Source organism: Mesorhizobium sp. WSM4887 (genome assembly GCF_029625865.1).
Lineage (GTDB): Bacteria > Pseudomonadota > Alphaproteobacteria > Rhizobiales > Rhizobiaceae > Mesorhizobium.
The window spans coordinates 593,720-618,212 of sequence record NZ_JARTVP010000001.1 but is presented as its reverse complement, the minus strand read 5'-3'; the positions used below and the strand labels follow the sequence as shown (position 1 = coordinate 618,212).

The following is a 24,493-nucleotide window of genomic DNA, read 5'->3' as shown; positions in this document are numbered from 1 at the left end:
AAGGCACATCGTTACCGGTGAGTTAGCGAGACCTTAAGCAAATCTAAATTTGCCGGATTTCTGTCGAAAAAATTTGCTAATAACCCTTTGCAAGCAGCTGCTTAGGTTTGATCGCCGCGCAGGAAATTTATGATGCCGGAAAAGTCGGCGCCTGCGTTGCCCTGCGCATTGAACAGAGCGTAGAGCTGCGTCGCCTCGGCGCCCAGGGGCGTCACGGCGCCGGCGCTTTGCGCGGCTTCCTGCGACAATTTCAGGTCCTTGAGCATGAGGGCGGCAGCAAAACCCGGCTTGTAGTCGCGGTTGGCGGGCGACGCCGGAACAGGGCCGGGCACCGGGCAGTAAGTGGTCAGTGACCAGCACTGGCCGGAGGAGGTGGAGGCGACGTCGAACAGCGCCTGGTGCGACAGGCCGAGTTTCTCGGCGAGCACAAAGGCTTCGGCGACGCCGATCATCGAAATGCCGAGAATCATGTTGTTGCAGATCTTGGCGGCCTGGCCGGCGCCGTCACCGCCGCAATGAACGATGCGGCCGGCCATCGGCTTCAGGATCGGCTCGGCAGAGGCGAATGCTGCATCCGACCCGCCGGCCATGAAAGTGAGCGTGCCGGCGGTGGCGCCGCCGGTGCCGCCGGACACAGGCGCGTCGATCGAAGGCAAGCCGTGCCTGGCGGCAATGGCGTGAGCCTTGCGTGCCGATTCGACATCGATGGTCGAGGAATCGATCAGCAAGGCGCCTTTCTTCGCCTTGGGCGCGATGTCCTCGTAGACCGACAACACATGCTTGCCGGCGGGAAGCATGGTGATCACCACGTCGGCGTCCTTCACCGCGGCGACGGCATTGGCCATGACGGTGACGCCATGCTCTTTTGCGATCGTGAGGTTCTCCGGCACGAGGTCGAAGCCTTGCACCGCATACCCCGCCTTTACGAGGTTGGCAGCCATTGGGTTGCCCATATTGCCAATTCCGATGAAGGCGATCGTTGCCATCGTCGTCTCCCGAAATTTGCTGCTTCAGCGGCCGATCAGCGTTCGCGCGATGATGACGCGCATGATCTCGTTGGTGCCTTCGAGGATCTGGTGGACGCGCAGATCACGCACCAGCTTCTCGATGCCGTAATCGTGCAGATAGCCGTAGCCGCCATGCAACTGCAGCGCCTCGTTGGCGATGTCGAAGCCGATGTCGGTGACGAAGCGCTTGGCCATCGCCGACCATTTGCCGGCATCCGGCGCCTTGCGATCGAGCTTCGAGGCGGCGGCATAGAGGAAGATGCGGGCCGCCTGCAGCTCCGTCTCCATGTCGGCCAGCCTGAACTGCAGGGCCTGGAACTGGTTGATCTTCGATCCGAAGGCCTTGCGCTCGCTCGTGTAGGCGAGCGCCTTGTCGAGCGCCGACTGCGCGCCGCCCAGCGAGCAGGCGGCGATGTTGAGCCGGCCGCCGTCGAGCCCGGCCATGGCGATGCCGAAGCCCGCGCCTTCGGTGGCAAGCAGGTTCTCGGCCGGCACCTTGCAATCCTCGAAGATGACCTGGCGGGTCGACTGCATATGCCAACCCATCTTGTGCTCATTGGCGCCGAAGGAGAGGCCGGGCGCATCCTTGGGCACCACCAGGGTCGAAATGCCTTTGGGCCCGTCGCCGCCGGTGCGCGCCATGACGACATAGAGGTCGCTGTCGCCAGCGCCGGAGATGAACTGCTTGGCGCCGTACAAGACATAGTCGCCGCCGCTCCTCACCGCTCTCGTCTTCAAGGCGGCGGCATCGGAGCCGGAGCCGGGCTCGGTCAGGCAATAGCTCGCCAGCCATTCCATGGAGGTCAGCTTCGGCAGGAAGCGCCGGCGTTGCTCGTCGCTGCCGAAGCGGTCGATCATCGACGCCGCCATGTTGTGGATGGAGATGAAGGAGGAGAAGGCCGGATCGGCATGCGCCAGCGCCTCGAAGATCAGCACCGCATCCAGCCGACCGAGCGCCGAGCCGCCGACATCGTCGCGGACATAGATGCCGCCCAGGCCGAGCGGCCCGGTTTCGCGGATCACGTCGGCCGGAAAGTGCTTTGCCCGGTCCCAGTCGAGCGCGTTCGGCGCGACCCGATCGGCCGCGAAGGCCTCAGCCATCTCCTTCATGGCGCGCTGTTGCTCGGTGAGTTCGAATTGGCCAGTGCCCGCATCGACTGCCGCGTCCATGGCGTGCTCCCTGTCGTTTCAGGCCTTGTGGCCTGTCGTTTTTGGCTTTGCGCAGCGATCAATCTAGACCAATGATGCCGCCGCGCAACCCAGCCCGCCGCGGACCGGCTGTGCATGGATTGATCAACGGAGTCTTGCGTGCCGACAATTTTCGATCAGCTGCTGGACCGGTTCCACTTCTATCTCGCCGGCATCGACAGCGATCTGGTTGCGGACGCCGTCGCGCGCATCGATTGGCACATGCCCTCTCGTTCGCGCGAACCACGTGCGCTTCGTTGCCTTCACCATCTCGATCGGATTGCGGAGCTTGCGCCGCGGGACGTCGGGCCGCTGACGCGGTTCATCGCGGACCATCGCAATGAGCTGTGCTGGGGCCAGACTTATACCGCTGCCGATTTCGGACAGCTCTTCATCGACAATTACGGCTGGCTGGAGGTGTTCGGCACGTGGGGGCATTTCGCCAATGACGAGGTCGCGGGCGGCGTGCTGATCCTCGGGCCCGACAGTGTCTACCCAGACCACCACCACACCGCCGAGGAGATCTACATTCCGCTGACCGGCAGCACCGAGTGGCGCATGGGCGGGGCCGGCTTTCGGGTTCGAGCGGCGGGCGAAATCATCCACCATGCGTCCAACGTCAATCACGCCATGCGTACCGGCAAGGAGCCACTGATGGCGCTCTATATCTGGCGAGGTGGACCGCTCGCGCAGAAATCTATCATCGGCGCGGAGGGCAGGGGCTGATGGCCAGGGCGATCATGCTGCAAGGCACCGGCTCGGATGTCGGCAAGACGGTGCTGGTGGCGGGGCTCTGCCGGGCAGCAAAAAAACGCGGACTGAAGGTCAGGCCGTTCAAGCCGCAGAACATGTCCAACAACGCCGCCGTCGCCGACATCCCCGGCAACAACAAGACCGGCGGCGGCGAGATCGGCCGCGGGCAGTGGCTGCAGGCGCTGGCCTGCGGGGTGAGGCCGACCGTGCACATGAACCCGGTGCTGCTCAAGCCGCAAAGCGACATCGGCTCGCAAGTGGTGGTGCAGGGCAAGGTTTTTGGCGAGGCGCGGGCGCGCGACTATCAGGCAATGAAGGCCAGGCTGATGGATGCGGTGCTCGATTCCTGGGCGAAGGTCGGCGAGGACGCCGACCTCGTCATCGTCGAGGGCGCCGGCTCGCCGGCCGAGATCAACCTTAGAAGCCGCGACATCGCCAATATGGGCTTTGCCACGCGTACCAACGTCCCGGTGGTGCTTATCGGCGACATCGACCGCGGCGGCGTCATTGCTTCCGTCGCCGGCACGCATCTGATCCTGCCGGAGGAAGACCGGCGCATGATCGCCGGCTATCTCATCAACAAGTTCCGCGGCGATGTCTCGCTGTTCGACGATGGGGTCAGCGCCATCGGCAAGTTTACCGGCTGGCGCTGTTTCGGCGTCGTGCCCTGGCTGAAGTCCGCGGCAAGGCTGCCGTCCGAAGATTCGGTTGTGCTCGAGCGACTTGCCTCGGGCGAAAGGCGGGCGCTGAAGGTGGCGGTGCCCATGCTGGCGCGGATCGCCAACTTCGACGATCTCGATCCGCTCAAGGCCGAGCCGCAGGTCGAGGTGGTGTTCGTGCCGCCGGGAAAGCCGCTCCCGGAAGATGCCGGGCTGGTGGTCATTCCGGGCTCGAAATCGACCATCGGCGATCTGATAAAATTCCGCGAGAATCGCTGGGATCGCGACCTTGCCGCGCACCGCAAACGCGGCGGCCATGTCGTCGGCATCTGCGGCGGATATCAGATGCTCGGCCGCAAGGTTCGCGACCCCGATGGCATCGAAGGCAGCGTCATCGAGACGGAGGGCCTTGGCCTGCTCGACATCGAGACGGTGATGGAACCGGAAAAGACGGTGCGCAACTCGAGCGCTCATTCGGTGCAATTCGGCCTGCCGCTCGAAGGCTACGAGATCCATCTCGGCCGCACCACCGGCCCGGACGCCGCGCGGCCTTCGGCGATCATCAACGGCCTCGAGGACGGCGCGGTCTCCGCCGATGGCAAGGTTATCGGTACCTATCTGCATGGGCTGTTTGCAGCGGACGCTTTTCGCGCGGCCTACCTTGCGAGCCTCGGGGTCAAGGATGGGGGCATCGACTATCGCGCCGAGGTCGAGAAGGCGCTGGACGAGGTCGCGGCCGAGCTGGAGAAGCATCTCGACTGCGATGCGATTTTCGGGCTGGCGCGGTAGGTCCTCCCGTCGATGCGCATACGCTTGCCATTAGCGAAAGCTTCCGCCGCATCGTCATCCACGGGCGGAGCAAGGAGCGAAGCGACGCGGCGCAGACCCGAGGATCCATTCCGTGACGGTAAGGCGTTGCTACCGTGCAGAATTCTGCTCCTCTGCGCCCTTCGATCGAGGTCACGGAATGGATCCTCGGGTCTTCGCGTCCGCTTCGCTCCCGCTCCGCCCGTGGATGACGAAGTTCAGGCGTTTTCGCCAGCCGCAAATGCCGGCGCGGATAGCAACTACGCCTTCTCGCCCGCCTTCGGCCAGTAGATGCCGAAGGACCAGACATTGCCTTCGGGTCGAGGCAGATGAACTCGCGACTGCCATAGTCGCGGTCGACCAGTTCCTGGGTGATCCTGGCGCCGGCCTTCTTCGCCTTGGCATAGGCGGCATCGGCGTCATCGACGGCAATGTAGATGGACTTGCCGCCGCCACCGCCGGGCTCGCCGACCATCTTGCCGTAATCGTCGTCGCGCGCGGTGCCCAGCATGATCATCGAGGACCGAAAGGTCAGTTCCGCGTGGTGAACGATGTCGCCATCGCCATAACGGGCGCGCAGTTCGAAGCCGAAGGCCTCGCTGAGCCAGTCGATCATCCTAGCGGCGTTCCTGTATCGCAGGGCTGGATAGAGACGGGGTGCTTCGTTTGTTGCTGGCATGACAATATCCCTGTGCTGGTTGAATGGATGCCAGTCTGTGCGAAGGCGGTTTCCACGTCTTGAAGAAAGGTTACCTCGCCTGAAGCTTAGATCCACGTGGCGAGCCCGGATGGCGTTTCGCCGGCAAGCTGACGGAATTCGCGCACCAGATGCGCCTGGTCGGCGTAGCCGCAATCGGCGGCAATGCCGGCCCAGTTGTCGTCCTGCCGCTTCGACAGCGACAGCGCGCGGTTGAAGCGCACGATGCGTGACAATGTCTTCGGGCCGATGCCGGTCGCGTCGGTGAATTTCGCCGCCAGATGCTTGCGGCTCCAGCCGATCTCGCTGGCGAGCGCCGAAATGCGGGTGCGGCCGCCCGATGCGATGACCGTCCGGTAGGCCCAGGCGATTTCGGGCGAAAGCGCATGCGCGTCCGCGAGTCGGCCTGCGATGAAACCCTCGGCAATGTCGAAGCGCTTGTCCCAATCCGACGCTTCGCCGAGCTGTTCGCGCAGCGCGATGCCATCAAAGCCCATCGCATCGTCCAACCCGACCATGCGGTCGCGCAACTCACTCATCGGCAGGCCGAAGAATTGCCTGGCGCCAAGCGGCGTGAAATTGACCTGGACACAGCAGGCGGCGCCGAAGGATTCGATCATGACCGGGCCGGCATAGAGACCGGCGGCGAAGCTGGCGTAGCGATCGTTGTCGCCCGGGCTGCGGCCGAGCCCGATGGCGAAGGCTTCGGCGAAGCTGATCACCAGGGGTACGGTCAGCGAGGCATATTCGACCATGCGGAAATGGCCGGGCAATATTTCCCGATAGCCGCAGATATCCGTGACGATGCCTGCGAGCGGGGCGGCGGGTTTGCGCCGCACCATCTCGGAATGGAGGGCGGGAGAGCGAGTATCCTCCCGATGGCGCTCCGTCTCGTCGGACATGCCGCAAGCCTAGCAGAACACGCTCGCAAAAATCAAAAGCGCCCGGCAGGGCCGGGCGCTCCGAGTTGCTCCACACTTTTCCTGGATTGCTTTAGGCGCCGCGCATCAGGCAGCCGCCGGCGAGCACGACATAGGCGATGAGCATGATCCACACCGACGCGAGAGGAATGAACGCAAGAACGCCGAGAGCGGCGAGAAGGCCGATGGCGGCGATGACCAACGAAATAATGAACACGATCTGCGTGGGCGCACTAAGATTCATGTCTGGTCCCTCCAACATGATTCGCAACACCCGAATTCTACCAGCAGGACAGTCACACACCAATGAGTTGGCGTAGGGGATTGGCCGGGTCGGCAAGCAGCTTCACCGCCAGCGCTACACACACGATCACCAGCAGCGGCTTGATCAGTCTTGCGCCGATTTTGATGGCGAGGCCTGCACCGAGGCGGGCGCCCAGAAACTGGGCAACACCCATCATCAGGCCGATCTTCCAGTCGATGACGCCGACGGCGGCGAAGACGACGAAGCCGCCGATGTTGGAGGCGAAATTGAGCAGCTTGGTGTGCGCGGTCGCCTTGAGCAGACCATAGCCGGCAAGGCTGACGAAGGCGAGCATAAGGAACGAGCCCGTGCCTGGGCCGAACAGACCGTCGTACAAGCCGATGGCAGGCACAACCGTTAGGCCGAAGAGGAGCGGTGACAGACGCTCTGCGCGGTCAACGTCGTTCATGTTGGGTTTGAACGCGAAGTAGAGAGCGATCGCGATCAAGAGAACCGGCAAAAGGGCGCGCAGGAAGTCGCCGGGCACGATCGTCGCCAGCAAGGCGCCGATGGCGCCGCCAACCAGCGCCAGCAGCGCGGGAGGCAGTTGTCGGCGCAGATCGACCTGGCCATTGGCGGCATAATGGATCGTGGCCGAGCCGGACCCGAACATGCCCTGCAGCTTGTTGGTGCCGAGCGCTGCCACCGGAGAGAAGCCCGCCAGGAGCAGCGCCGGGATGGTGATCAGGCCGCCACCGCCGGCGATCGAGTCGACGAAGCCCGCCGCGAAAGCGGCAGCGGTGAGCATGAAAACAGTCTGCAAGGTAAGGTCGATCATCGGGCTGTGGGTCAAGGCGGGGGACGGCTGCTTCCATCATGCTTAGACAGTTTGCGCAAGACCGATTCCACGCTAACAATTTCAACGGAATCGCAAGGGGAGGCTTACGGCGATGGCGCTGCTCGACCAGATACGCTCGATCTTCGACGGCGACCCCGGCGTGCGCAAGGTAGCGGACGATCCGGTGCTGTCGGCCGAGCTTCTGATGCTGTTCCGGATGATCCTGGCCGACGGCGCGGTGTCGGAGAGCGAGATGGTCGCCTTCCGGCACATCTGCAAGGAAGCCTTCGGCATTCCCGAAGCCTCGATCGACAGCGTCGTCGAATATCTCAACGACTACGGCTACGAGACCAACGGCTCACAAGCGATCGCGCTGTTCCGCGACCTCGATGTCGAGCGGCGAAAGCTGCTTGCGCGTCACATGGCCGAGATCGCGAAGGCGGATTCCAAGCTTGCCGAGAGCGAGGTGAAGCTGCTGCGTCGCACGCTCGACCTACTCGACATCAGCCCGGTGGATTTGGTCAAACCGGAGGGCTGAGCGCGGGCTCGCCGCTTACCCTTGTTCCTGCATGCGTCGCGCGATCGCACGGTGAAGGTCCGGCGCCGCCGCGACCAGCGCCTGCGCGGCTTCCGAGCGCGGGCTGTCGAGCACATCGGCCGTCCTGCCGCGCTCGACTATCTTGCCCTCATGCATGACCAGCACCTCGTCCGACATGGCGCGGGCAACCGTCAGGTCATGGGTGATGAACAGATAGGCGATGCCGAGCTTCTGGTTAAGCTCGGCGAAGAGGTCGAGGATCTGGGCGCGGATCGACACATCCAGCGCCGAGACCGGCTCGTCGGCGACGACCAGTTTCGGGCGGGTGATGATGGCGCGGGCGATCGACAGGCGCTGGCGCTGGCCGCCCGAGAATTCATGCGGGTATTTGTCCATGTCGCGCCGGCCGAGTCCGACCTCATGCAGCGCATGCGCGACCATCTCGCGCCGCTCGGCTTTCAACGGCTGGGTCTCCAGGAGATGCAACGGCTCGGCGACCAGCTTCTCGACCTTCTGGCGTGGATCGAAGGAGCCGTAAGGGTCCTGGAAGACCACCTGCATGTCGCGCCTGGCCGGCTTCAGCTCGGCCTCTGATTTGCCGGTGATGGTCTGGCCGCGAAAGCGGATTGAGCCCGCCGTCGACTTGTCCAATGCCAGGATCATGCGGGCGAGCGTGGATTTGCCGCAGCCGGAACGGCCAACGAGGGCTACCGACTGGGCCGGCTCGATGGTTAGCGATACATCGTCGACGGCGCGGATCGGCTCTGCCGCCCGGAACAGGGATTTGCGCCGACCCGGATAGTCGCGGCTCAGGCCTTCGACTTCGAGCAGCGGCTTTGCCGAACCGGCAAGGTGTTTTTTGGGCCGCGCCGGCACATGCATGGAAGCCAGCGCCAGCTCGCGCGTGTAGGGGTGGTGTTGTGCCGACAGCGTGCGCGCGGTGTCGCCGGCTTCCATCACTTCGCCACCGCGCAGGATGGTCAGGCGGTCGGCCATCTCGGTCACTACCGCAAGGTCGTGCGAGATGAGCAGCAGGCCCATGCGGTTTTCGCTGACCAGATCGCGCAGCAGGTCGAGGATCTGCGCCTGCAGCACCACATCGAGCGCCGTGGTCGGCTCGTCGGCAATCAGCAATTTTGGCTTCAGCGCGCAGGCGATGGCGATGACGACGCGCTGGCGCTGCCCGCCGGAGAGCTCATGCGGGTAGCGCGACAGTGGGAACTTGGCTTCCGGCAGGCCGACACGGTCGAGCATTTTTCGCGCGCGATCCTCGGCCTCGGCGCGGCCCGCCCTGGTGTGCCAGCGAATGCCCTCGGCCACCTGCTCGCCGATGGTCTTGACTGGATTGAGCGCCGTCATCGGCTCCTGGAAAACCATGCCGATGTCGTCGCCGCGCAGCGCGCACATCTGGTCCTCGCTCGCTGCAAGGAGGTCGATGCCGTCGAAAGTGACGCGTCCGCTGGTTTGAGCTAGATGCGGCAGCAGGCTCATGATCGTCAGCGCCGTCATCGATTTCCCGGAACCGGATTCGCCGACCAGGCCGACCACCTCGCCAGGCGCAATCGCAAGCTCGACCTGCTTCAGGATCCGCGTTCCGCCGATGACAAGCGACAGGTTCTCGATCTGGAGCAGGCTCATCGCCGCCGCCGCGATTTCGGATCGAGGATGTCGGCGATGCCGTCGCCGAGCAGGTTGAGCCCAAGCACGGTCACGATGATCGCCATGCCGGGAAAGATTGCCATCCACGGCGCCGTCACCATCCGCGTCTGCGCGTCGAACAGCATGCGGCCCCAGCTCGGCATTGGCGGCTGCGCGCCCAGGCCCACATAGGAAAGCCCCGCTTCGGCGAGGATGCCCAGCGCAAACTGGATCGTGCCCTGTACCAGCAGCAGCGTCGCGATGTTGGGCAGGATGTGCTCGACAGAAATCTGCGTCATGCCCTTGCCGGCAGCGCGCGCGGCGAGGATGAATTCGCGCGGCCAGATCGCCAAGGCGCCGGCGCGGGCGACGCGCGCGAAGACCGGGATGTTGAAGATGCCAATGGCGATGATGGCGTTGACGGCGCCCGGCCCGAAGATGGCGGTGATCATGATCGCCGACAGTAGTGCCGGGAAGGCGAAGACGAGATCGTTGATGCGCATCAGCGCCTCGTCGGCAAGGCCGCCCCGCGCCGCCGCGAAGGCGCCGAGCGGCACGCCGATGCCCATGCCGATGCCGACCGCCACCAGCGCTACCGCGATCGAGTTGCGTGCGCCGACCATGATCATCGAAAGGATGTCGCGACCGAAATGGTCGGTGCCGAACCAATGCGTCCACGAGGGCGCCTGCGTCTTGTCTGCGATGACCAGCTTGGTGACGTCGTAGGGCGTCCATGCAAAGGAGAGCAGCGCAATCGCGGCCACCAGCAGCGTGATGGCGAAGCCGATCAGAAAAGAGCGGTTGCCGAAGGCTTTGGCCAGAACCCCGGCAAGCGTTTCCTCGGGCAGGTCGACGCGCATTATCATTGCCGGCCCCTGAGCCGCGGATCGACAACGGCGTAGGAGAAGTCGACCAGCAGATTGACGGCGATCACGGCGGCGACCAGCAGCATGACGACGCTCTCGACGACGATCAGGTCGCGCTGGGTGATGGCTTGGAAAACCAGCCGTCCAAGCCCCGGCAGATAGAAGACATTCTCGATGATGATGGTGCCGGCAAGCAGGAACGCGAATTGCAGGCCGAGAATGGTGAGCACCGGGATCATGGCGTTGCGCAGCGCGTGGCGCCAGAGCACGGCGCGGTAGGGCAGGCCTTTGGCGCGGGCGGTGCGGATATAGTCTTCGTTGAGCACCTCGATCAGCGCCGAGCGGGCGACGCGCGCCAGGATCGCCGCCTGCGGCAGCGCCAGCGCGATGGCCGGTAGCAGCAGCGATTTCACGGCCGGCCAGATCCCGGCGTCCCAGCCAGGAAATCCACCCGCCGGCACCAGCTGCAGCCATACGGCGAAGAGATAAATCAGCATCAGCGCGAACCAGAAATTCGGCACGGCAACGCCGAGTTGGGCAGCGCCCATGGCGAATGTGTCGCCGGCCCGGCCCTGGCGGCCGGCGGAAAACACCCCGACCGGAATGGCTATGACGGTCGACAGCGCCAGCGCGATTAGCGCCAGCGGCAGGGAAACGACGACGCGCTCACCCACGAGGTCGATGACGGGAACCGAATAGGTGTAGGAGCGACCGAAATCGAGGCTGAGCAACCCGCCCGCCCAGTGCAGGTAGCGCAGGACAAGCGGCGCGTTCAGGCCCATCTGGTTGCGCAACAGCTCGACCTGGTCGGCGCTGGCGTTGAAGCCCAGCATCAGGCGCGCCGGGTCGCCAGGCAGGATTTCCATCACCGCAAACACCACCATCGAGGCCAGCACCAGCGTGATGGTCGCGATGATGAGGCGCTTGAGGAGATAGGTGGCCATGGGAGGCGATCAGGCGACCGCGCCGGCGTCACTCCGTCCACTTCACCTTGGTAAGGTCATTGGCCTGAATCGGTGCATTCTCCCACAGGCCCTGCAGCTTCGCGTCCCAGACCCCGACCTTCGGCAGCTCGTAAAGGAAGCCGACCACGGCGTCGTCGGCGAGGATCTTCTGCGCCTCTGCCAGCAGCTCCTTCCGCCTCGCCTCGTCCGAGGTCAGGTTGAGCTTGGCGATGATGGCATCGAAGGCCGGGTTGTCGTAGTTGAAGTAATAGTCCTTGCGCGAATAGATATCGATGTCGTTCGGCTCGGTGTGGGAGACGATGGTGAGGTCGTAGTCCTTCTTGGTGAAGACCTGATCCAGCCATTGCGCCCATTCGACGGGGATGATCTCCAGATCGATGCCGACATCGCGCAGCTCGGACGCGATGATCTCGCCGCCAAGCCGCGCATAGGACGGCGGCGGCAGCTTCAGCGTCGCCTTGAAGCCTTTTTCTAGGCCGGCTTCCTTCAGCAGTTCCTTGGCCTTGTCGACATTGTGCGGATAGAGGCCGGTGAGGTCGACATAGTCTTTGTTGGCGGGCGACATATGCGAGCCGATCGGCACTCCCAGGCCCGCCGAGGCGCCGTCAATGATCGCCTTGCGGTCGAGCGCGAAGGAGATGGCCTGGCGCACCTGGAGCTTGTCGAAGGGCGGCTTCTTGTTGTTGATCGAAAGAATCGTCTCGCCTTCGGTGGAGCCGATCACCACTTTGAAACGCGGATCGTCCTTGACCTGAGAGACGCTGTCGGGATCGAAGAAGGGGAAGGCCTGGATGTCGCCCGAAAGCAGCGCCGGCACGGCGGCGGCGGCGTCGGGTACGATGCGGAACTCGACCTTGTCGAGCGCAACCGGGGCACCCCAGTAATTATCCGACTTCACAAGCGTGATCGACGAGCCCTTGGCCCAGTTCTGGAACTTGAAGGGGCCGGTGCCGACCGGCTTTTCCTTGTTGGTGTCGGCCGATTTCGGCGACACCATCACCGCGTCGCCCCAGCCCATATTGTACAGGAAGGAGCCTTGCGGGTTTTTCAGCGTGACCTTCACCGTCGCCGGATCGACGACATCGACCTTGTCGATCTGCGCGAACAGCCCCTTTTGGGCGTTGACCGAATTGTCGGCCCGGGCACGGTCGAGAGAGAATTTCACGTCGTCGGCGCTGAAATCGCTGCCGTCGTGGAATTTCACGCCGGTGTGCAGCTTGAAAGTGTAGATCTTGCCGTCATCCGAGATGGTCCAGCTTTCGGCAAGGTCGGGGATCACCTCGCCGTTCGGACCGATGCGGGTGAGACCTTCGAAGACATTGGCGTAGAGCACCTCGTCGATGGCGGCGGCGGCGCCCGCGGTCGGATCGAGATGCGGGGGTTCGAGCGGAATGCCGATGACGAGGTCGGTGCGGGCCGAAAATGCCGACGTGGCGGCCGCGAAAGTAAGCACAGCGGCGGCCAAAATGGTCTTCCACAATCTCATTGCCGAACTCCCATGCGGTCAAACGGACAAGCCCAGCGGATAGAAGCGTGATTTGGCCTGTGAGTAAATTGCGTTTCGTGCTGCCGGGTGGCGCCAAGCGAAATGTTTTTCCCGATCAGCCGGTCGTACCGCGCAGCAGCACGTCGAGGCCGATCGCCATCACCTTGGCCGCGTCCACCATGTCGGCGATGCCCACCCATTCGTCCGGCCGATGCGCGAGATCGAGGATGCCGGGGCCATAAGCGATGCAGTCGTAGATCTGGCCAATGCGGGCAACATGCTTCTGGTCGTAGGTACCGGGCGAAATGACGTATTCCGGCTCGCGGTCGAAGATTTCCATGATGCCCTTGGCGACGGCTTTCACCACCGGCGCGTCGCGCTCGGTCATCAGCGGCAGCACCTCCATCAGGTCGCGGATCTCGTAGTCGAACTTTTCTCGCTCGCGCTTCAGCCGGTCGAGGATGCCGGTGACTTCACCCTTGACGGTGGTGAGGTCTTCCTCGAGCAGGAAGCGGCGGTCGATGGTCAGCCGGCAGGAATCCGGCACGTTGGGCGAGGGCAGTCCCGGCCGGAAATCCTCGGTCTGGCCGCCATGGACGGAATTGATGTTCATGGTCGAGCGCCGGGCGCCCTCGGGCACCACCGGCATGCGCGTCACCTTGCGGTCGAGCGCCGGGAAAAGCTCGTCCTCGAAGGCCTGCACGACGGCACCCATATGGCGCACCGCGTTGTCGCCGAGGAACGGCATCGAGCCATGCGCGATCTCGCCCTTGGTCTCGATCTCGGCCCACCAGACCCCGCGATGGCCAAGGCAGATGCGGTCCTTGTTCAGCGGCTCGGGGATGATGACGTGGTCGACCTTCGGCTTCGAGAAATAGCCGAGCTTCGCCAGATGGGCGACGCCGCCGAACCCGCCGGATTCCTCGTCGACCGTGCCGGATATCTCTATGGCGCCGGGAAAGTCGGGATAGACCTCCATGAAGGCTTCGGCGGCAATGACAGAAGCCGCCAGCCCGCCTTTCATGTCGCAGGCGCCGCGGCCGTAGACCCTACCTTCCTTCACCAGGCCGGCGAAAGGATCGACGGTCCAGCCTTCGCCGGCCTCGACCACGTCGATATGCGAGTTGAAATGGACGCAGGCACCGGGCGAGCGGCCGTCGAAGCGGGCGACGACATTGACGCGCGGGTAGCGGTCGGTGTCGCCGGGCGTGCCTTCTGCGCGAATGAATTCGGTTTCGAAGCCGAGCTTCTTGAGGCGTGCGCCAAGATACTCGGCACATGGCCGGTAGGCCTCGCCGGGCGGATTGACGGTCGGAAAGCGGATGAGCTCGGCGGTCAGCGCGATCAGGTCGTCGACCCGGTCATCGACGGCCCGGAGGAGTCGTTCATTCATCCTGCTGATTGAAGAAGCAACGCGGCGCTTTTGCAAGCTGCCTTTCGCGGTTGCCGGACAATGATTGAGGGCAGGCTCGCGCTTAAACCGTTGAGAGTGGGCAGCGGCCCAGCAACTATGACGGGAAATCATTCAAATTCGCGAAATCGAATTGGCGAATTTGTCAAGGAGTGTGTGGTACTTAACGCACCTGCCGGCGAAAATGATGGAAAAGAGACCACGTGATGGCAGGGGGCAATCGAAGGGGTTCATCGCATGAAAAAATCCAGCCTCATGGCGGCCGTGCTGGCAACCACGTTGCTCGGCACGTCGATCGCAAGCCGGGCGGCTTCGCTGGTCGCCAATATCGACGTCTCGACGCAGACGATGACCGTCAGCAGATACGGCCAGGTGCTGTATCGCTGGAATGTATCGACGGCCCGAAGGGGCTACTTCACACCGCGCGGCAGCTACCGGCCGCAATGGACCGCGCGGATGTGGTACTCGCGCAAGTATGACAATTCGCCGATGCCGTATTCGGTGTTCTTCCGCGGCGGCTACGCCATTCACGGCACCGGCGCCGTGAAATATCTCGGGCGTCCGGCCTCGCATGGCTGCGTGCGCCTGCATACGGCCAATGCCGCGACTTTCTATTCGATGGTGAAGGAAGCCGGCTACGGCAACACGCGAATCGTCGTCACCGATTGAAACGGGCCGGAGAGGGCTGCCTAGGCCGCAGGCAGCATTTGATGGCTGCGCCTGCTCGGAGCGTTGCAGCAATGCCGCACATGCTTCAAAAACAAGCAGCTTATACTAGCGTGAGCATCGCCGGAGCTGGTTTGCATGACGGCGCAGTGGTAAGTACGAAGCGTTGTTCTGGCTGCTTGGGGACTTTAATGTATCGATTTCTATTGAGCGCTGCGATCGCGGCAACCGCAACCTCGGCTTTTGCTGCCGATGCACCCGTTCTTCTGGACCAGGAACTCGCGCAGCCGCATATATCAGGTTATGGCGAAATCTATCTCGGAGGTCTCTATTTCGCGACCCCTGGGGACGACTCGGATGGCACGACTGCCGGCGGCGCTGTTCGGGTGAATTTCCCGATCGACGCCCGCTGGAACATCCAGACTGACGGGGTGATCGATTCGCTTTGGGTCGAAGGCACGAACATCTACAGCTACGGCGGTGCGATCCACGGTTACTGGCGCGATCCGAGCTCATATGCGCTGGGTGGATTTGCGACGATAAACGGATTTGGCGGCGATAACGGCATCGGTGACTTAGACCTTTATACCTTCACTGTCGGTCCAGAGGCTCAGGCCTATTTCGGCAACGTGACGATCTACGGGCAGGCCTACTACGGGCAGTTGCGGGCCAGCGGCGAGTCCGAACATTTCGACAATTGGGGCGGCCGGGGTGTCGTGCGGTATTTCGCGCAAGACAATCTCCGCTTCGACGGTGAACTCGGCTTCTCGCGGCTGTCCGGTTTTGGCGGACATTTCGATACGGTAACGGCGGCCTTGCAGGCTACTTATCGGTTCTCAGGGACCCCTTGGTCGGTATTTGGCCGCTATCAGCTGGATCACCTAACCTTCTCGGAAGCTTCAGGCACCGTGAACATCCACAAATACGTGGTTGGCCTGCGGGCAAGCTTCGGCTCGGACACACTGCTTTCCGAGGATCGCAACGGTGCCACGATGGATACGTTCCGGCCGAACTTCACCATCCCCGCTCCGCTTTGAGACAGCAGAACCTGGAGCCGCGTGGACTTAGTCCTCGCGGCCCTTCGTTGCGCATGGCACGCAACACGGCTAGCAGAAAGCTATCTCCTAGCGGTTTAGCGTTTGATCCAGACGAAAGCGATCTGAACGTTCTGGGCCGCTTTAGCTGATCTTGGCCCGCTCACGCCGCTTACGTCGCCGGCCGCTCATCTCCCAGCGCTTGTGGAACCACATCCACTGTCCGGGATCCTCGCGCACCCAGCGCTCAACGACGTCGGCGAGCAGCTGCGTGGTGGCGTGAACATCGACGCTGCCGGTTTCGGTGCGCGGCAAGTCGAGCTTGTCTTCGATTTCCAATCGGAAACGGTTTCCCGGCAGCCTGACGCAGCGCGCCGGATAGACATCGCAGTCATAGTGGCGGGCGAGCATGCCCAGCACGGGATTGCTCTGGCAGGGGCGACCAAAGAAGGTCGTCTCGACGCCGTTCGTGAATTTCTGATCGACCAGCACGCCGATATTGCCGCCGTTTTCCAGGATGGCGGCAAGGGCGAACGATGCGCCGGTCGAGGACGGCAGCAGGCCTCCCATGCTCGAGCGGCGTGTCGAGTGGATGTAGTCGGCAAGGTAGGGATTGTTGGGCGGGCGGAACAGTGCCGTGATGTTCATGCCGAAGGTGGCGGCGGCGACCGGCAAAAGCTCGAAATTGCCGAGATGGCCGGTGAACAGGATGTGCGGCTTCTTTTCGCCTGCGATTTCGACGAAATGCTCGATACCGCTGACCTCGACCCGGCCCGGCTTGGCGGCATTCGGGTCAAAATCGAAGAGTGCATCGAGGAAGATGTATTCGGCGGCAAGCCGGGCCATGTTGCCCCACATGTCGGACGCGATGGCCTCGATTTCGGCATCGCTCTTTTGCGGATAGGCAAGGCGCAGATTGTTGACGGCTACCCTGTGCCGTCCGACCATCGGCCCGATGCGGCGGGCGACGCGGTCGGCGAAGTTGAGCGCGCTGTCAGGCGGCAAAAGGCGCAGCAGGCCGATGACCGCCATGGCAAGCCGCGCCACCAGCCAGTGCTCCATTTGGCGTAGCCGCCGGGCATAGCGGAACATGAAGTCCCGGCGGGCTTTCTTGAGCACCTTGCCGACCATCTTGTCTTAGGAAACGCGAAGAATGATCTTGCCGAAGACGTCGCGGCCTTCCATGCGCTTCAGCGCGTCGTCGATGTCGTCGAAGCCGACTTCGGTGTCGATCACGGGCGCGACGAGACCGGCCGCCATTTTCTGCATGGCATCGGCCATGTTCTCCATGCGGCAGCCGAAGGAGCCGAGCAGCTTCAGCTGTTGCTGGAAAAGCTGCATCAGGTTGACCTGCGTCGAGACGCCGGAGGTCGAGCCGCAGGTGACGAGGCGGCCGCCGCGCTTCAGGCATAGCATCGAACCTGCAAAAGTGTCGGCGCCGACATGTTCGAACACGACATCGACGCCCTTCTTCTTCGTTAGCTTGCGCACCACGCCTTCGAAGCGATCCTCGCGATAGTTGATGACATGGTCGGCGCCAAGCGCCTTCGCCTTGTCGATCTTGTCGTTCGAGCCGACCGTAGTGATGACCGTGCAGCCCATGCGCTTCGCCAATTGGATGGCTGCGGAGCCGATGCCGGAGCCGCCGGCATGGACGAGGATGGTCTCACCGGGCTCCAGTTTCGCGTTGTCGAACAGCATATGCTCGACCGTGCCGAAGGTGACGGGTGCGACGGCAGCGCCGATCTCTGAGACACCGGGCGGCGCAGGCACCAGGAGACGGGCAGGCAGGTTGATCTTTTCCTGCGCGAAGCCGTCGAGATGAAAACCGTGGACGCCGGAGACGTGCTCGCAAAGATTGTCGCGGCCCTCGCGGCAGGCACGGCAGAGCCCGCAGGTTCGCGCGCCGTAGATCGACACCAGTTGCCCCGGCAGGAGGGTGGAGACGCCTGGCCCGACAGCCTCGACCTCGCCCGAGGCTTCGGCGCCGACGACCAGCGGCAGCTTGCGCTTGGCGAAGGCCATGCCGCGCCAGCCCCAGACGTCGATATGGTTGAGCGCCACCGCCTTGATGCGGAGCGTCACTTCACCTTGCGAAGGCGGCGGGGGAGGCGGAAGGTCCACCGTTTCAAGGCGGCGGTCCTCGATAAGTTGCAATGCGCGCATTTGGCCTGTCGGTACTTTGGAAGCGGGAAAACGTCCGCTTAGACCGGTTCCCGCGCCATGACAAGGCAGGTGTTCTGGCCGCCGAAGCCGAAGGAATTCGACAGAACCGTGCCGACCTCTGCGTTGCGCTTCTTGTTTGGCACCACGTCGAGCACGATTGCCGGATCAGGATTGTCGTAATTGATGGTCGGCGGGATGACGCTTTCGCGCATGGTCATCAGCGAGAACGCGGCCTCGACCGCGCCGGCAGCGGACAGCGTGTGGCCGATCATCGACTTGTTCGACGAGATCGGCATCGAGCCGATCCGCTCGCCGAACACGGTCGACAGCGACAGATGCTCCATCTTGTCGTTTTCCGGCGTCGAGGTGCCGTGCGCGTTGACGTAGTCGATCTCGTCCTCGCTCAAGCCGGCATCCGCAAGGGCGGCGCGTACCGCGGCGATGGCCGGCGAACCGTCAGGCTTGGAGCGGGTGCGGTGGAAGTCGTCGGCGCGCTCGCCGCAGCCGCGCATGATGCCGAGGATGGTGGCTCCCCGGGTAAGTGCCGCCTCCAGCGATTCCAGCACCAGCGCGCCGGAACCTTCGGCAAGGACAAAACCGTCGCGGTCCTTGGAGAAGGGTTTCGAGGCCTTTTCGGGAATGTCGTTGTGGGTGGAAAGCGCCGAGAGCAGCGAGAAGCGGATCAGGGCTTCGGCCGTGGCGGAGCCGTCAGCGCCGATCGACAGCGCCTTGTCGCATTCGCCGCGGCGGATCGCCTCGACACCGAGCTGGATGGCGGTGGCGCCTGACGCGCAGGCTGTCGACAGCGTGATCGGCAGGCCGCGCGTGCCAAAACGATCGGCCAGGCGATCGGCGATCGAGCCGAACTGGGTGGTCTCGAAAATGCCGAGCTCCTTCAGTCCGCGCGCCACGCGCAGCAATCTCTCGGAACCGCTTTCCTTCTTGTCGGAATTGTAGAGCGAGAAGCGGTCGGCCCAATCGAGCTCGACCGGCGGCGAGGCGAGAAAGAGCGGGCCGCCGAAATCGCCGGAATCGAGGCCGGCCTCCGACACCGCTTCCTGGGCGGCCGTCTCGGCCAGCTCGTAGGTGAGGGGACTGGCACCCTTGGAGCTCGACGGCAGGAAATCGACCATGCCGGAGATGCGGGTGTTCAGATGATCGACGGGAAAACGGGTGATCGGATGGATGCCGGATTTGCCTGAGGTCAGCGCCGCCCAGTTGTCGGCCTTGCCGACGCCAAGCGAAGTCACCACGCCGATGCCGGTCACGGCGACGATAGGCCTGCCCATGTGATCGCGGAGATTGGCCATGTTCTGTCTGTCTCGCTCTAAGCGGCCTTGATCAGCCCCAGGCCCTCGAATTGGTGATAGCCGATCGCCGTTGCAAGGACGGAGCTGGGGACGCCTACGAATGGCTGCTCCACTGTGGCATCGAAGACAGGGTAGGGGGCCTTGCGGTCGACGGCGAGCGCGGCAAGCGCCACGGCGAAGGGGAACTGGGCTTCCTTCATGTGGCCGGTGAGCGTCGAGAAGGCGCGCACTGCAAGCGCCGGGTCGGCATCGAGTGCCGCCTTTTCGGCCGCCGTGGCGGCATGGGCGCCGGAGGCACCGGAAATCGTCAGCAATTCGCCGGCGGGCAGCGCCGCCTGCTTCAGCGAAGCGGCGATTTCGGCATTCAGCTCGCCGCGCCGGCGCCTCGCCCGGCCGGAAACCACAGGACCGAGCTCAGCATAGATCTTGCGACCCCGGCTCTGCGCATGCTCGCGCTGTTCGAGCACCAAGAAAGCGCCGCCCGAGCCCGTCACCACGCCGCCGCCTTCCGCGCCCTGTCTTTGCCAGACCGGTCTCCACGGGCCGCGATGCAGATAACCGGCGAGCTCATAGCCGAGCAGCATGTCTGAATGCTCGGTCTGGAAGGCGCCGCCGACCAGCACATGGGTCGACTGGCCGGAGCGGATGCGCGCGGCGGCCGTCTCAACGGCAGAGACGCCGGCGCCTTCCTCGCCCATGAAGGTACGAGACGAGCCGGTGACCTTGTGCACGATGGAGATGTTGCCGGCGAGCAGATTGGAAAGCTGGGCGAGGAACAGCGTCGGCCGCAATTCCGTGGTCAGCTTCTCGTTGAGCAGCACGTCGCGGTCGTTGCGGCTCTCGGACGCCGCCAGGATCGCGCTGTCCACGGCCTCGTCGCGCTCGCCGCCGCCGGCCGCCACAACCATGTCCATGGTCGCGCAAAGCTCGTCATTGCCCTTGATGCCGGCGTCGTCCAGCGCCAGGCCGGCGACATAGGTGCCGAGCCGCTGCCAGGTCTCCATCTGGCGCTGGTCGCCGCGCTTGGCGATCTGCAGGTTCCAGTCGATCTCGGGCAGGGGATGAATTGTGTAGGGCGCAAAGCGCGTCGCATCGAGCACCGGCTCAACGCCCGGCCGGGTCAGCTTCTGCCAATGCGCGTCCGGTCCTTCTCCCAGCGAAGAGACAAGGCCGATGCCGGTGATGACGACGTCGCGCGGGCTGCTCATGAGCGGCTTTGCTGGTCAGGCTGGAGGCGGGGCAAGGTCGCGCTCTTCAGGCGGCCTTGGCCGCGACCAGCGCGTCGATCTTGGCGCACAGGTTCTGCATGACGAAGTAGTCGTCGGTCGAAGCCTTGCCGTCATTGACCTCTTGCGTCCACTTCTCGAGCGGCACCTTGATGCCGAATTCCTTGTCGATGGCAAAGACGATGTCGAGGAAATCGAGGCTGTCGATGCCGAGATCGTCGATGGTATGGCTTTCGGGCGTGATGGTGTCGATATCGATCTCGCTGGTGTCGGCAATGATCTTGGCGACTTTCTCGAACGTGGTGGACAAGGGCTCTTCCTTCGGTTGCGGGCGGAATCTGTCCGCATCTTGTTTTGGCGCTGTCTAATCGGTTTTTCCGGGCAGGAAAAGGCCTGACACGCCGGGCGCAGATGGGATGCCGGCTTTGTGGACGCAAGAAGGGCCGCCGGGCAACCGGCGGCCCTTCCCATTTTACGTGGCGTAAGCTCAGCCTTCGCGGAGCTTGACCAGATCGTTGAGCAGCCCGCCCGTCCCGTTGTGGACAGTCAGGCGCTCGACCTTGCCGGCGATGGCCTCGAGAGCCTCGAGTTCCTTCAGCCGCAGCATCACCGGATTCTCGGCCATCACCTTGGCCGTGTTGAGCAGCGAACGCGTGGCGTTCGTCTCCTCGCGGCGGCGGATGACGTTGGCTTCGGCCTGCTTCTCGGCCGAAACCACCTGGTTGAGGATCTCGCGCATCTCGCCCGGCAGGATCACATCCTTGAGCGCGATATCGCTGACCTCGAGACCGATCGCGGCCATGTCGGAACGCACCTTGGCGGCTGCCTCCTCATCGACCGTGATCTTCTTGTCGAGGATCTGGTCGAGGGTGAGCGCGCCGAGCGTCTTCCGGAAGGCGTACTGCAGGGCGCGGTAGAGGGCTTCGGAGAAGTCCTTCACCGTGCTCACCGCCGTCACCGGATCGACGACCCGGTATTCGGCGGCGATGTTGACGCGGATCGTCACGCGATCCTTGGTCAGCACTTCCTGCCCGGCGACATCAAGCGACTGCCGCTTGAGATCGACGACCTTCACCTGGACCATGCGCCCGACATTCCAGAAGGCGTGCACCCCCGCGGCAAGCGTGCGGGTGTAGACGCCGTCCACGAACAGCAGACCGACCTGACCGTCCACGACCGGATGCAGGAACATGTGTTCCGTCTTTCGGGCCTGGCCGATCCAGCGCATCAAGGCCGGATCGACGGCCAGATCGGCCGCCGCGTCGACGGAGGTCACCGCCCACGGGCCGGCATCCGTCCACAGCACGAGCTTGCGATCCGGAGCGAGAACGGCATGAAGGGCGCCGTCGCGCTCGATCACGGCAATGTCGGTGCGCCCGGTGCGAACCACGGTGAAGTGACGCGCGGCCACATCCGGGAGCTTGTCGAACAATGCCTTCTCGTAGGCCGAAACGAATTCCGGGTTCTTCAGGTCGTGCCTGGAGATTTCCAGGTTTCCGCGCCGGTTGTCGAGCCAATGTTCGCCCGGCATCAGGACAGCCTGGATCTCGCCCTTGTAGAGGGCGACGGCACGTTCATTTTCCTTCACGAGGACGCGCTGGCGTCCCAGAACCTTTTCGAGAATGGTCTTCATTGTCGTTACTCCTGTCGGGCATGGCCCCGTGCGAGGCGTCACGTCATGCGTCGATCGTCCTTTCGTTTCTCGTTTCGTTTCCCGGCACGGATGATCCGGAGACCGGTGGCATCGCCAGGCGGCGGGCCTTCGGGAGCGGATCGCGGGGCGGCAAGGCGGGCGCCGGCGCCCGAAGGCTCCTTTGCCGGCATTGCCGCGCCTTGATCGTCACCGCGAGCCTGGCCGCGAGCCGATGGCATCGGACCGTTCGATACGGCCTCGGCCCGAAGGCTTAGCCGTCTGTCAGGTCTTCTGCATTCCGGTCCCCGGACCGTTTTGGATAACACCACCCAAAGGTGTCGGCTTAACAGGCCGTTGGAGAAGGAATCGAACCTTCGACAATCAGATTATGAGTCTGACGCTCTAACCAAACTGAGCTATCCGTGCTGATGAAGGGACTCGAACCCCTGACCTCCGGACCCAAATCCGGCGCTCTTCCTCTGAGCTACATCGGCGATTCCAACACTCCGAAACGGCGCCGTACACAGCGCGGCAAGCCGGCTGCGCGGGCGGAGACGAAAGCTCCAACCGTTGTGCTCGCTTCGTTTTTCGTGACCGGGAGCGCGCCTATAGACCCTGCGACGGCTTGTCGCAAGCGGCATTATCGCGGGGGCTTGCGGCTTCTTGCGTCTGTGGCATTTCGGCCACAGTGCTGAGCTGGGCAGACCTATGCCGTCAGAAGGTGACGCGGCCGAGCACTTTGAGGCCGTCTCCATTAGGCGCCACGACCACGGCCTCGCCCTCGCGCGGCGCGACGCCGGTGAGCGCCTGGATGTTTTCCAGATGCGTGACCAGCACCAGATTGTCAGAGCCGGAATAGCCCCGGATCTCCTTCATTACCGCCTCCATCTGAGCGGCCTTCTCAGCCGAGTCGGTCTTGAGCAGGTCGAGCGGCGCAAATGGTTTCGGTTCGGCCTCGAAAGCGATGCGGGCGGTATCGAGGCAGCGGCAGTAGCGGCTGGAGAGCACACGCTCGATGGGCGCCGCGCGCGCCGCAAACAGCGCCCCGATGCGGCTTGACTGCTGCTTGCCGCGCTCGGACAGGTTGAGCTGGGTGGCGCAATTGCCGATGTCGAAATTCGCCGGATCGGTGGTCCCGGTGACGAAGGCATGCCTAAGCAGGACGATATGGCCGCCATCGCGCAGCAGCGCCCAGCCGGCGTCGGTTGCGTGGGCGAGGGTGGGAACGGCAAGCAGGAAAAGCGCCAGGGCAAGTCGCAGCATGTGAAGTCCTTATGGCGGCCGGAGAGGCCGGGGCCATGATCGGCATATAGGGACCGCAAAGCCGGCTGAAAAACAAGCAGAGGACCAACGGTCGGCCGGAGAACGGCCGATTGCACGGCGCTCGGGGCTTGCCTATCACGGGAAAGATGTCTCCGCCCGAACAATGACGCCGCTCACCGAAACCGTCCTCTTCGTCTTCAGTCTCGTTGCGCTCGGCTATTTCGCCGGCCTTACCGGCTATCTGAAGCCGGCAAGTGGTGAGGGCATATCCGAATTCGCCGTCAACGTGGCTAGCCGCTGCTCTTGTTCCAGACGATGGTGAACTCCGATTTCCATGGCGTGGCGCCGTGGTCGCTGTGGAGCGCCTATTTTGCGGCGGTTGCCGTCACCTGGTCCGCCGGGCACTTGGTCATGACGCGCCTCTTCGGCCGCGATGCCCGCGCCGGCATCGTCGGCGGCGTGTCCTCGGCCTATTCCAATGTCGTGCTGCTTGGCGCGCCCTTCATCCTCGGCATATTCGGCACCAGCGGCTTCGAGGTGCTGTCGCTGCTGGTCTCGATCCACCTGCCTGTCATGATGATGGCGTCAATCGTGCTGTTCGAGATGTTCGGTCGTCGCGACGACGAGTCTGTGCATCCGTTGCGCGTCATCCGGAATTTCCTCAGGCGGCTGTTCGTCAACCCGCTGATCATCGGCATTCTCGCGGGGCTCGCCTGGCGCTTCATCGGCGCGCCGCTGCCGCCGCTGATCGAGCGGCTGGTCGACGCGCTGGCCGATACGGCCGGGCCGGTGGCGCTGTTTGCGATGGGGCTCAGCCTGCGCCGCTTCGGCATTTCCGGCAACGTGCGCCCAGCGCTCGCGCTGTCGGCGCTGAAACTCTTCCTGATGCCGGCCTTGGTGCTGCTCGCGGTCTGGCTGCTCGGCCTGCCGCCGCTGACGGCAAAGGTCGCCGTGGTCGTGGCGGCGCTGCCTTCCGGCATCAATTCCTATCTCATCGCCGTCCAATTCAACACCGGCCAGGCGCTGGCGTCCAACCAGATGACGATCGCCACGGCCAGCGCGGTGCTCACCACATCCTTCTGGCTGACGGTGGTCCTGCACGTGTTCGGCTAGCGCTCGTTTTTGCTGGCCCAACCCCTATATGCCATCTTGTGATTGCTTGCCGGGCTTTCCCTAGG

At 63.7% G+C, this 24,493-nt stretch carries 22 protein-coding genes, 2 tRNA genes and 2 pseudogenes; 6 read left to right on the top strand and 20 right to left on the bottom strand.

The annotated features are described in order from the left end of the window. Positions 1-101: 101 nt before the first annotated feature. Together mmsB and P9230_RS03005 are read right to left on the bottom strand one after the other, a co-directional pair. Positions 102-986 carry a 3-hydroxyisobutyrate dehydrogenase gene (mmsB, locus tag P9230_RS03010; RefSeq protein WP_067329360.1) on the bottom strand — a complete coding sequence of 295 codons (885 nt, stop codon included), beginning with the start codon at positions 984-986 and terminating at the stop codon, positions 102-104. 24 nt (positions 987-1,010) lie between these two features. Then, entirely contained in the window at positions 1,011-2,177 is a 1,167-nt protein-coding gene (locus tag P9230_RS03005) for an isobutyryl-CoA dehydrogenase (RefSeq protein WP_278117380.1), read from the bottom strand. Positions 2,178-2,315: 138 nt separating this feature from the next. Here P9230_RS03005 and P9230_RS03000 point away from each other — a divergent pair, with 138 nt between their 5' ends. Continuing rightward, positions 2,316-2,921 carry a dimethylsulfonioproprionate lyase family protein gene (locus tag P9230_RS03000; protein WP_278117378.1) on the top strand — a complete coding sequence of 202 codons (606 nt, stop codon included), beginning with the start codon at positions 2,316-2,318 and terminating at the stop codon, positions 2,919-2,921. After that, complete coding sequence (locus tag P9230_RS02995; protein WP_067329370.1) at positions 2,921-4,396, top strand: cobyric acid synthase; 1,476 nt, start codon at positions 2,921-2,923, stop codon at positions 4,394-4,396. Before P9230_RS03000 ends, P9230_RS02995 begins: the two co-directional genes overlap by 1 nt. 278 nt (positions 4,397-4,674) lie before the next feature. Here P9230_RS02995 and P9230_RS02990 read toward each other — a convergent pair. The 4 genes and pseudogenes from P9230_RS02990 to P9230_RS02975 form a co-directional block, all read right to left on the bottom strand. Beyond that, positions 4,675-5,093: pseudogene (locus P9230_RS02990) on the bottom strand (VOC family protein). A gap of 86 nt (positions 5,094-5,179) precedes the next feature. After that, the gene (locus P9230_RS02985; RefSeq protein WP_095825658.1) at positions 5,180-6,013 is read right to left on the bottom strand and encodes a helix-turn-helix transcriptional regulator; all 834 of its coding nucleotides are present in this window, start codon (positions 6,011-6,013) and stop codon (positions 5,180-5,182) included. 91 nt (positions 6,014-6,104) lie between these two features. Continuing rightward, complete coding sequence (locus P9230_RS02980; RefSeq protein ID WP_127325719.1) at positions 6,105-6,275, bottom strand: hypothetical protein; 171 nt, start codon at positions 6,273-6,275, stop codon at positions 6,105-6,107. 52 nt (positions 6,276-6,327) lie between these two features. Then, a complete protein-coding gene (locus P9230_RS02975; protein WP_066999763.1) occupies positions 6,328-7,113 on the bottom strand; it encodes a TSUP family transporter in 786 nt (261 codons plus the stop codon). A gap of 112 nt (positions 7,114-7,225) precedes the next feature. On the opposite strand from P9230_RS02975, the gene P9230_RS02970 reads away from it, so the two are divergent. Then, a complete protein-coding gene (locus P9230_RS02970) occupies positions 7,226-7,651 on the top strand; it encodes a TerB family tellurite resistance protein (RefSeq protein ID WP_066999766.1) in 426 nt (141 codons plus the stop codon). Between the two features lie 15 nt (positions 7,652-7,666). Here P9230_RS02970 and P9230_RS02965 read toward each other — a convergent pair whose 3' ends face one another. The 5 genes from P9230_RS02965 to P9230_RS02945 all read right to left on the bottom strand — a co-directional run bounded on the left by P9230_RS02965 (position 7,667) and on the right by P9230_RS02945 (position 13,999). After that, on the bottom strand, positions 7,667-9,289 hold the full coding sequence (locus tag P9230_RS02965; RefSeq protein ID WP_278117374.1) for a dipeptide ABC transporter ATP-binding protein: 1,623 nt from the start codon (positions 9,287-9,289) through the stop codon (positions 7,667-7,669). Beyond that, complete coding sequence (locus tag P9230_RS02960; protein ID WP_095825655.1) at positions 9,286-10,155, bottom strand: ABC transporter permease; 870 nt, start codon at positions 10,153-10,155, stop codon at positions 9,286-9,288. The genes P9230_RS02965 and P9230_RS02960 overlap by 4 nt, the downstream gene beginning before the upstream one ends. Beyond that, complete coding sequence (locus P9230_RS02955; RefSeq protein WP_278117372.1) at positions 10,152-11,099, bottom strand: ABC transporter permease; 948 nt, start codon at positions 11,097-11,099, stop codon at positions 10,152-10,154. Before P9230_RS02955 ends, P9230_RS02960 begins: the two co-directional genes overlap by 4 nt. Before the next feature lie 28 nt (positions 11,100-11,127). Continuing rightward, positions 11,128-12,606 (bottom strand): ABC transporter substrate-binding protein, encoded by a 1,479-nt coding sequence (locus P9230_RS02950; protein ID WP_278117370.1) that lies wholly within the window; start codon positions 12,604-12,606, stop codon positions 11,128-11,130. 115 nt (positions 12,607-12,721) lie between these two features. Then, positions 12,722-13,999, bottom strand: coding sequence for an acetylornithine deacetylase/succinyl-diaminopimelate desuccinylase family protein (locus tag P9230_RS02945; protein ID WP_095830143.1), 1,278 nt, complete (start codon positions 13,997-13,999; stop codon positions 12,722-12,724). A gap of 255 nt (positions 14,000-14,254) precedes the next feature. On the opposite strand from P9230_RS02945, the gene P9230_RS02940 reads away from it, so the two are divergent. Together P9230_RS02940 and P9230_RS02935 are read left to right on the top strand one after the other, a co-directional pair. Next, positions 14,255-14,686 carry a L,D-transpeptidase gene (locus tag P9230_RS02940; protein ID WP_066999783.1) on the top strand — a complete coding sequence of 144 codons (432 nt, stop codon included), beginning with the start codon at positions 14,255-14,257 and terminating at the stop codon, positions 14,684-14,686. A 188-nt stretch (positions 14,687-14,874) separates the two neighbouring features. Next, positions 14,875-15,720 (top strand): hypothetical protein, encoded by an 846-nt coding sequence (locus P9230_RS02935; RefSeq protein ID WP_127245695.1) that lies wholly within the window; start codon positions 14,875-14,877, stop codon positions 15,718-15,720. 141 nt (positions 15,721-15,861) lie between these two features. Here the strand turns inward: P9230_RS02935 and P9230_RS02930 are convergent, their stop codons facing one another. The 9 genes from P9230_RS02930 to P9230_RS02890 form a co-directional block, all read right to left on the bottom strand. After that, entirely contained in the window at positions 15,862-16,848 is a 987-nt protein-coding gene (locus P9230_RS02930) for a lipid A biosynthesis lauroyl acyltransferase (RefSeq protein ID WP_127245694.1), read from the bottom strand. Positions 16,849-16,854: 6 nt separating this feature from the next. Further along, positions 16,855-17,883: a zinc-binding dehydrogenase gene (locus P9230_RS02925; protein ID WP_127245693.1), complete on the bottom strand. Its 1,029-nt coding sequence runs from the start codon at positions 17,881-17,883 to the stop codon at positions 16,855-16,857. A gap of 38 nt (positions 17,884-17,921) precedes the next feature. Continuing rightward, a complete protein-coding gene (locus tag P9230_RS02920) occupies positions 17,922-19,193 on the bottom strand; it encodes a beta-ketoacyl-ACP synthase (protein ID WP_066999795.1) in 1,272 nt (423 codons plus the stop codon). Positions 19,194-19,210: 17 nt separating this feature from the next. Beyond that, positions 19,211-20,401: a beta-ketoacyl-ACP synthase gene (locus P9230_RS02915; protein WP_127245692.1), complete on the bottom strand. Its 1,191-nt coding sequence runs from the start codon at positions 20,399-20,401 to the stop codon at positions 19,211-19,213. A gap of 46 nt (positions 20,402-20,447) precedes the next feature. Then, the gene (locus tag P9230_RS02910; RefSeq protein ID WP_066999801.1) at positions 20,448-20,729 is read right to left on the bottom strand and encodes an acyl carrier protein; all 282 of its coding nucleotides are present in this window, start codon (positions 20,727-20,729) and stop codon (positions 20,448-20,450) included. A gap of 177 nt (positions 20,730-20,906) precedes the next feature. After that, the gene (locus P9230_RS02905; RefSeq protein WP_278087680.1) at positions 20,907-22,052 is read right to left on the bottom strand and encodes a slipin family protein; all 1,146 of its coding nucleotides are present in this window, start codon (positions 22,050-22,052) and stop codon (positions 20,907-20,909) included. A gap of 354 nt (positions 22,053-22,406) precedes the next feature. Beyond that, positions 22,407-22,475, bottom strand: a tRNA-Met gene (locus P9230_RS02900). Beyond that, positions 22,476-22,546: transfer RNA gene (locus tag P9230_RS02895), tRNA-OTHER, on the bottom strand. A 220-nt stretch (positions 22,547-22,766) separates the two neighbouring features. Continuing rightward, positions 22,767-23,315: a histidine phosphatase family protein gene (locus tag P9230_RS02890; protein ID WP_278117365.1), complete on the bottom strand. Its 549-nt coding sequence runs from the start codon at positions 23,313-23,315 to the stop codon at positions 22,767-22,769. 163 nt (positions 23,316-23,478) lie between these two features. Here P9230_RS02890 and P9230_RS02885 point away from each other — a divergent pair. Next, positions 23,479-24,428, top strand: a pseudogene (locus P9230_RS02885) (AEC family transporter). Positions 24,429-24,493: the final 65 nt, after the last annotated feature.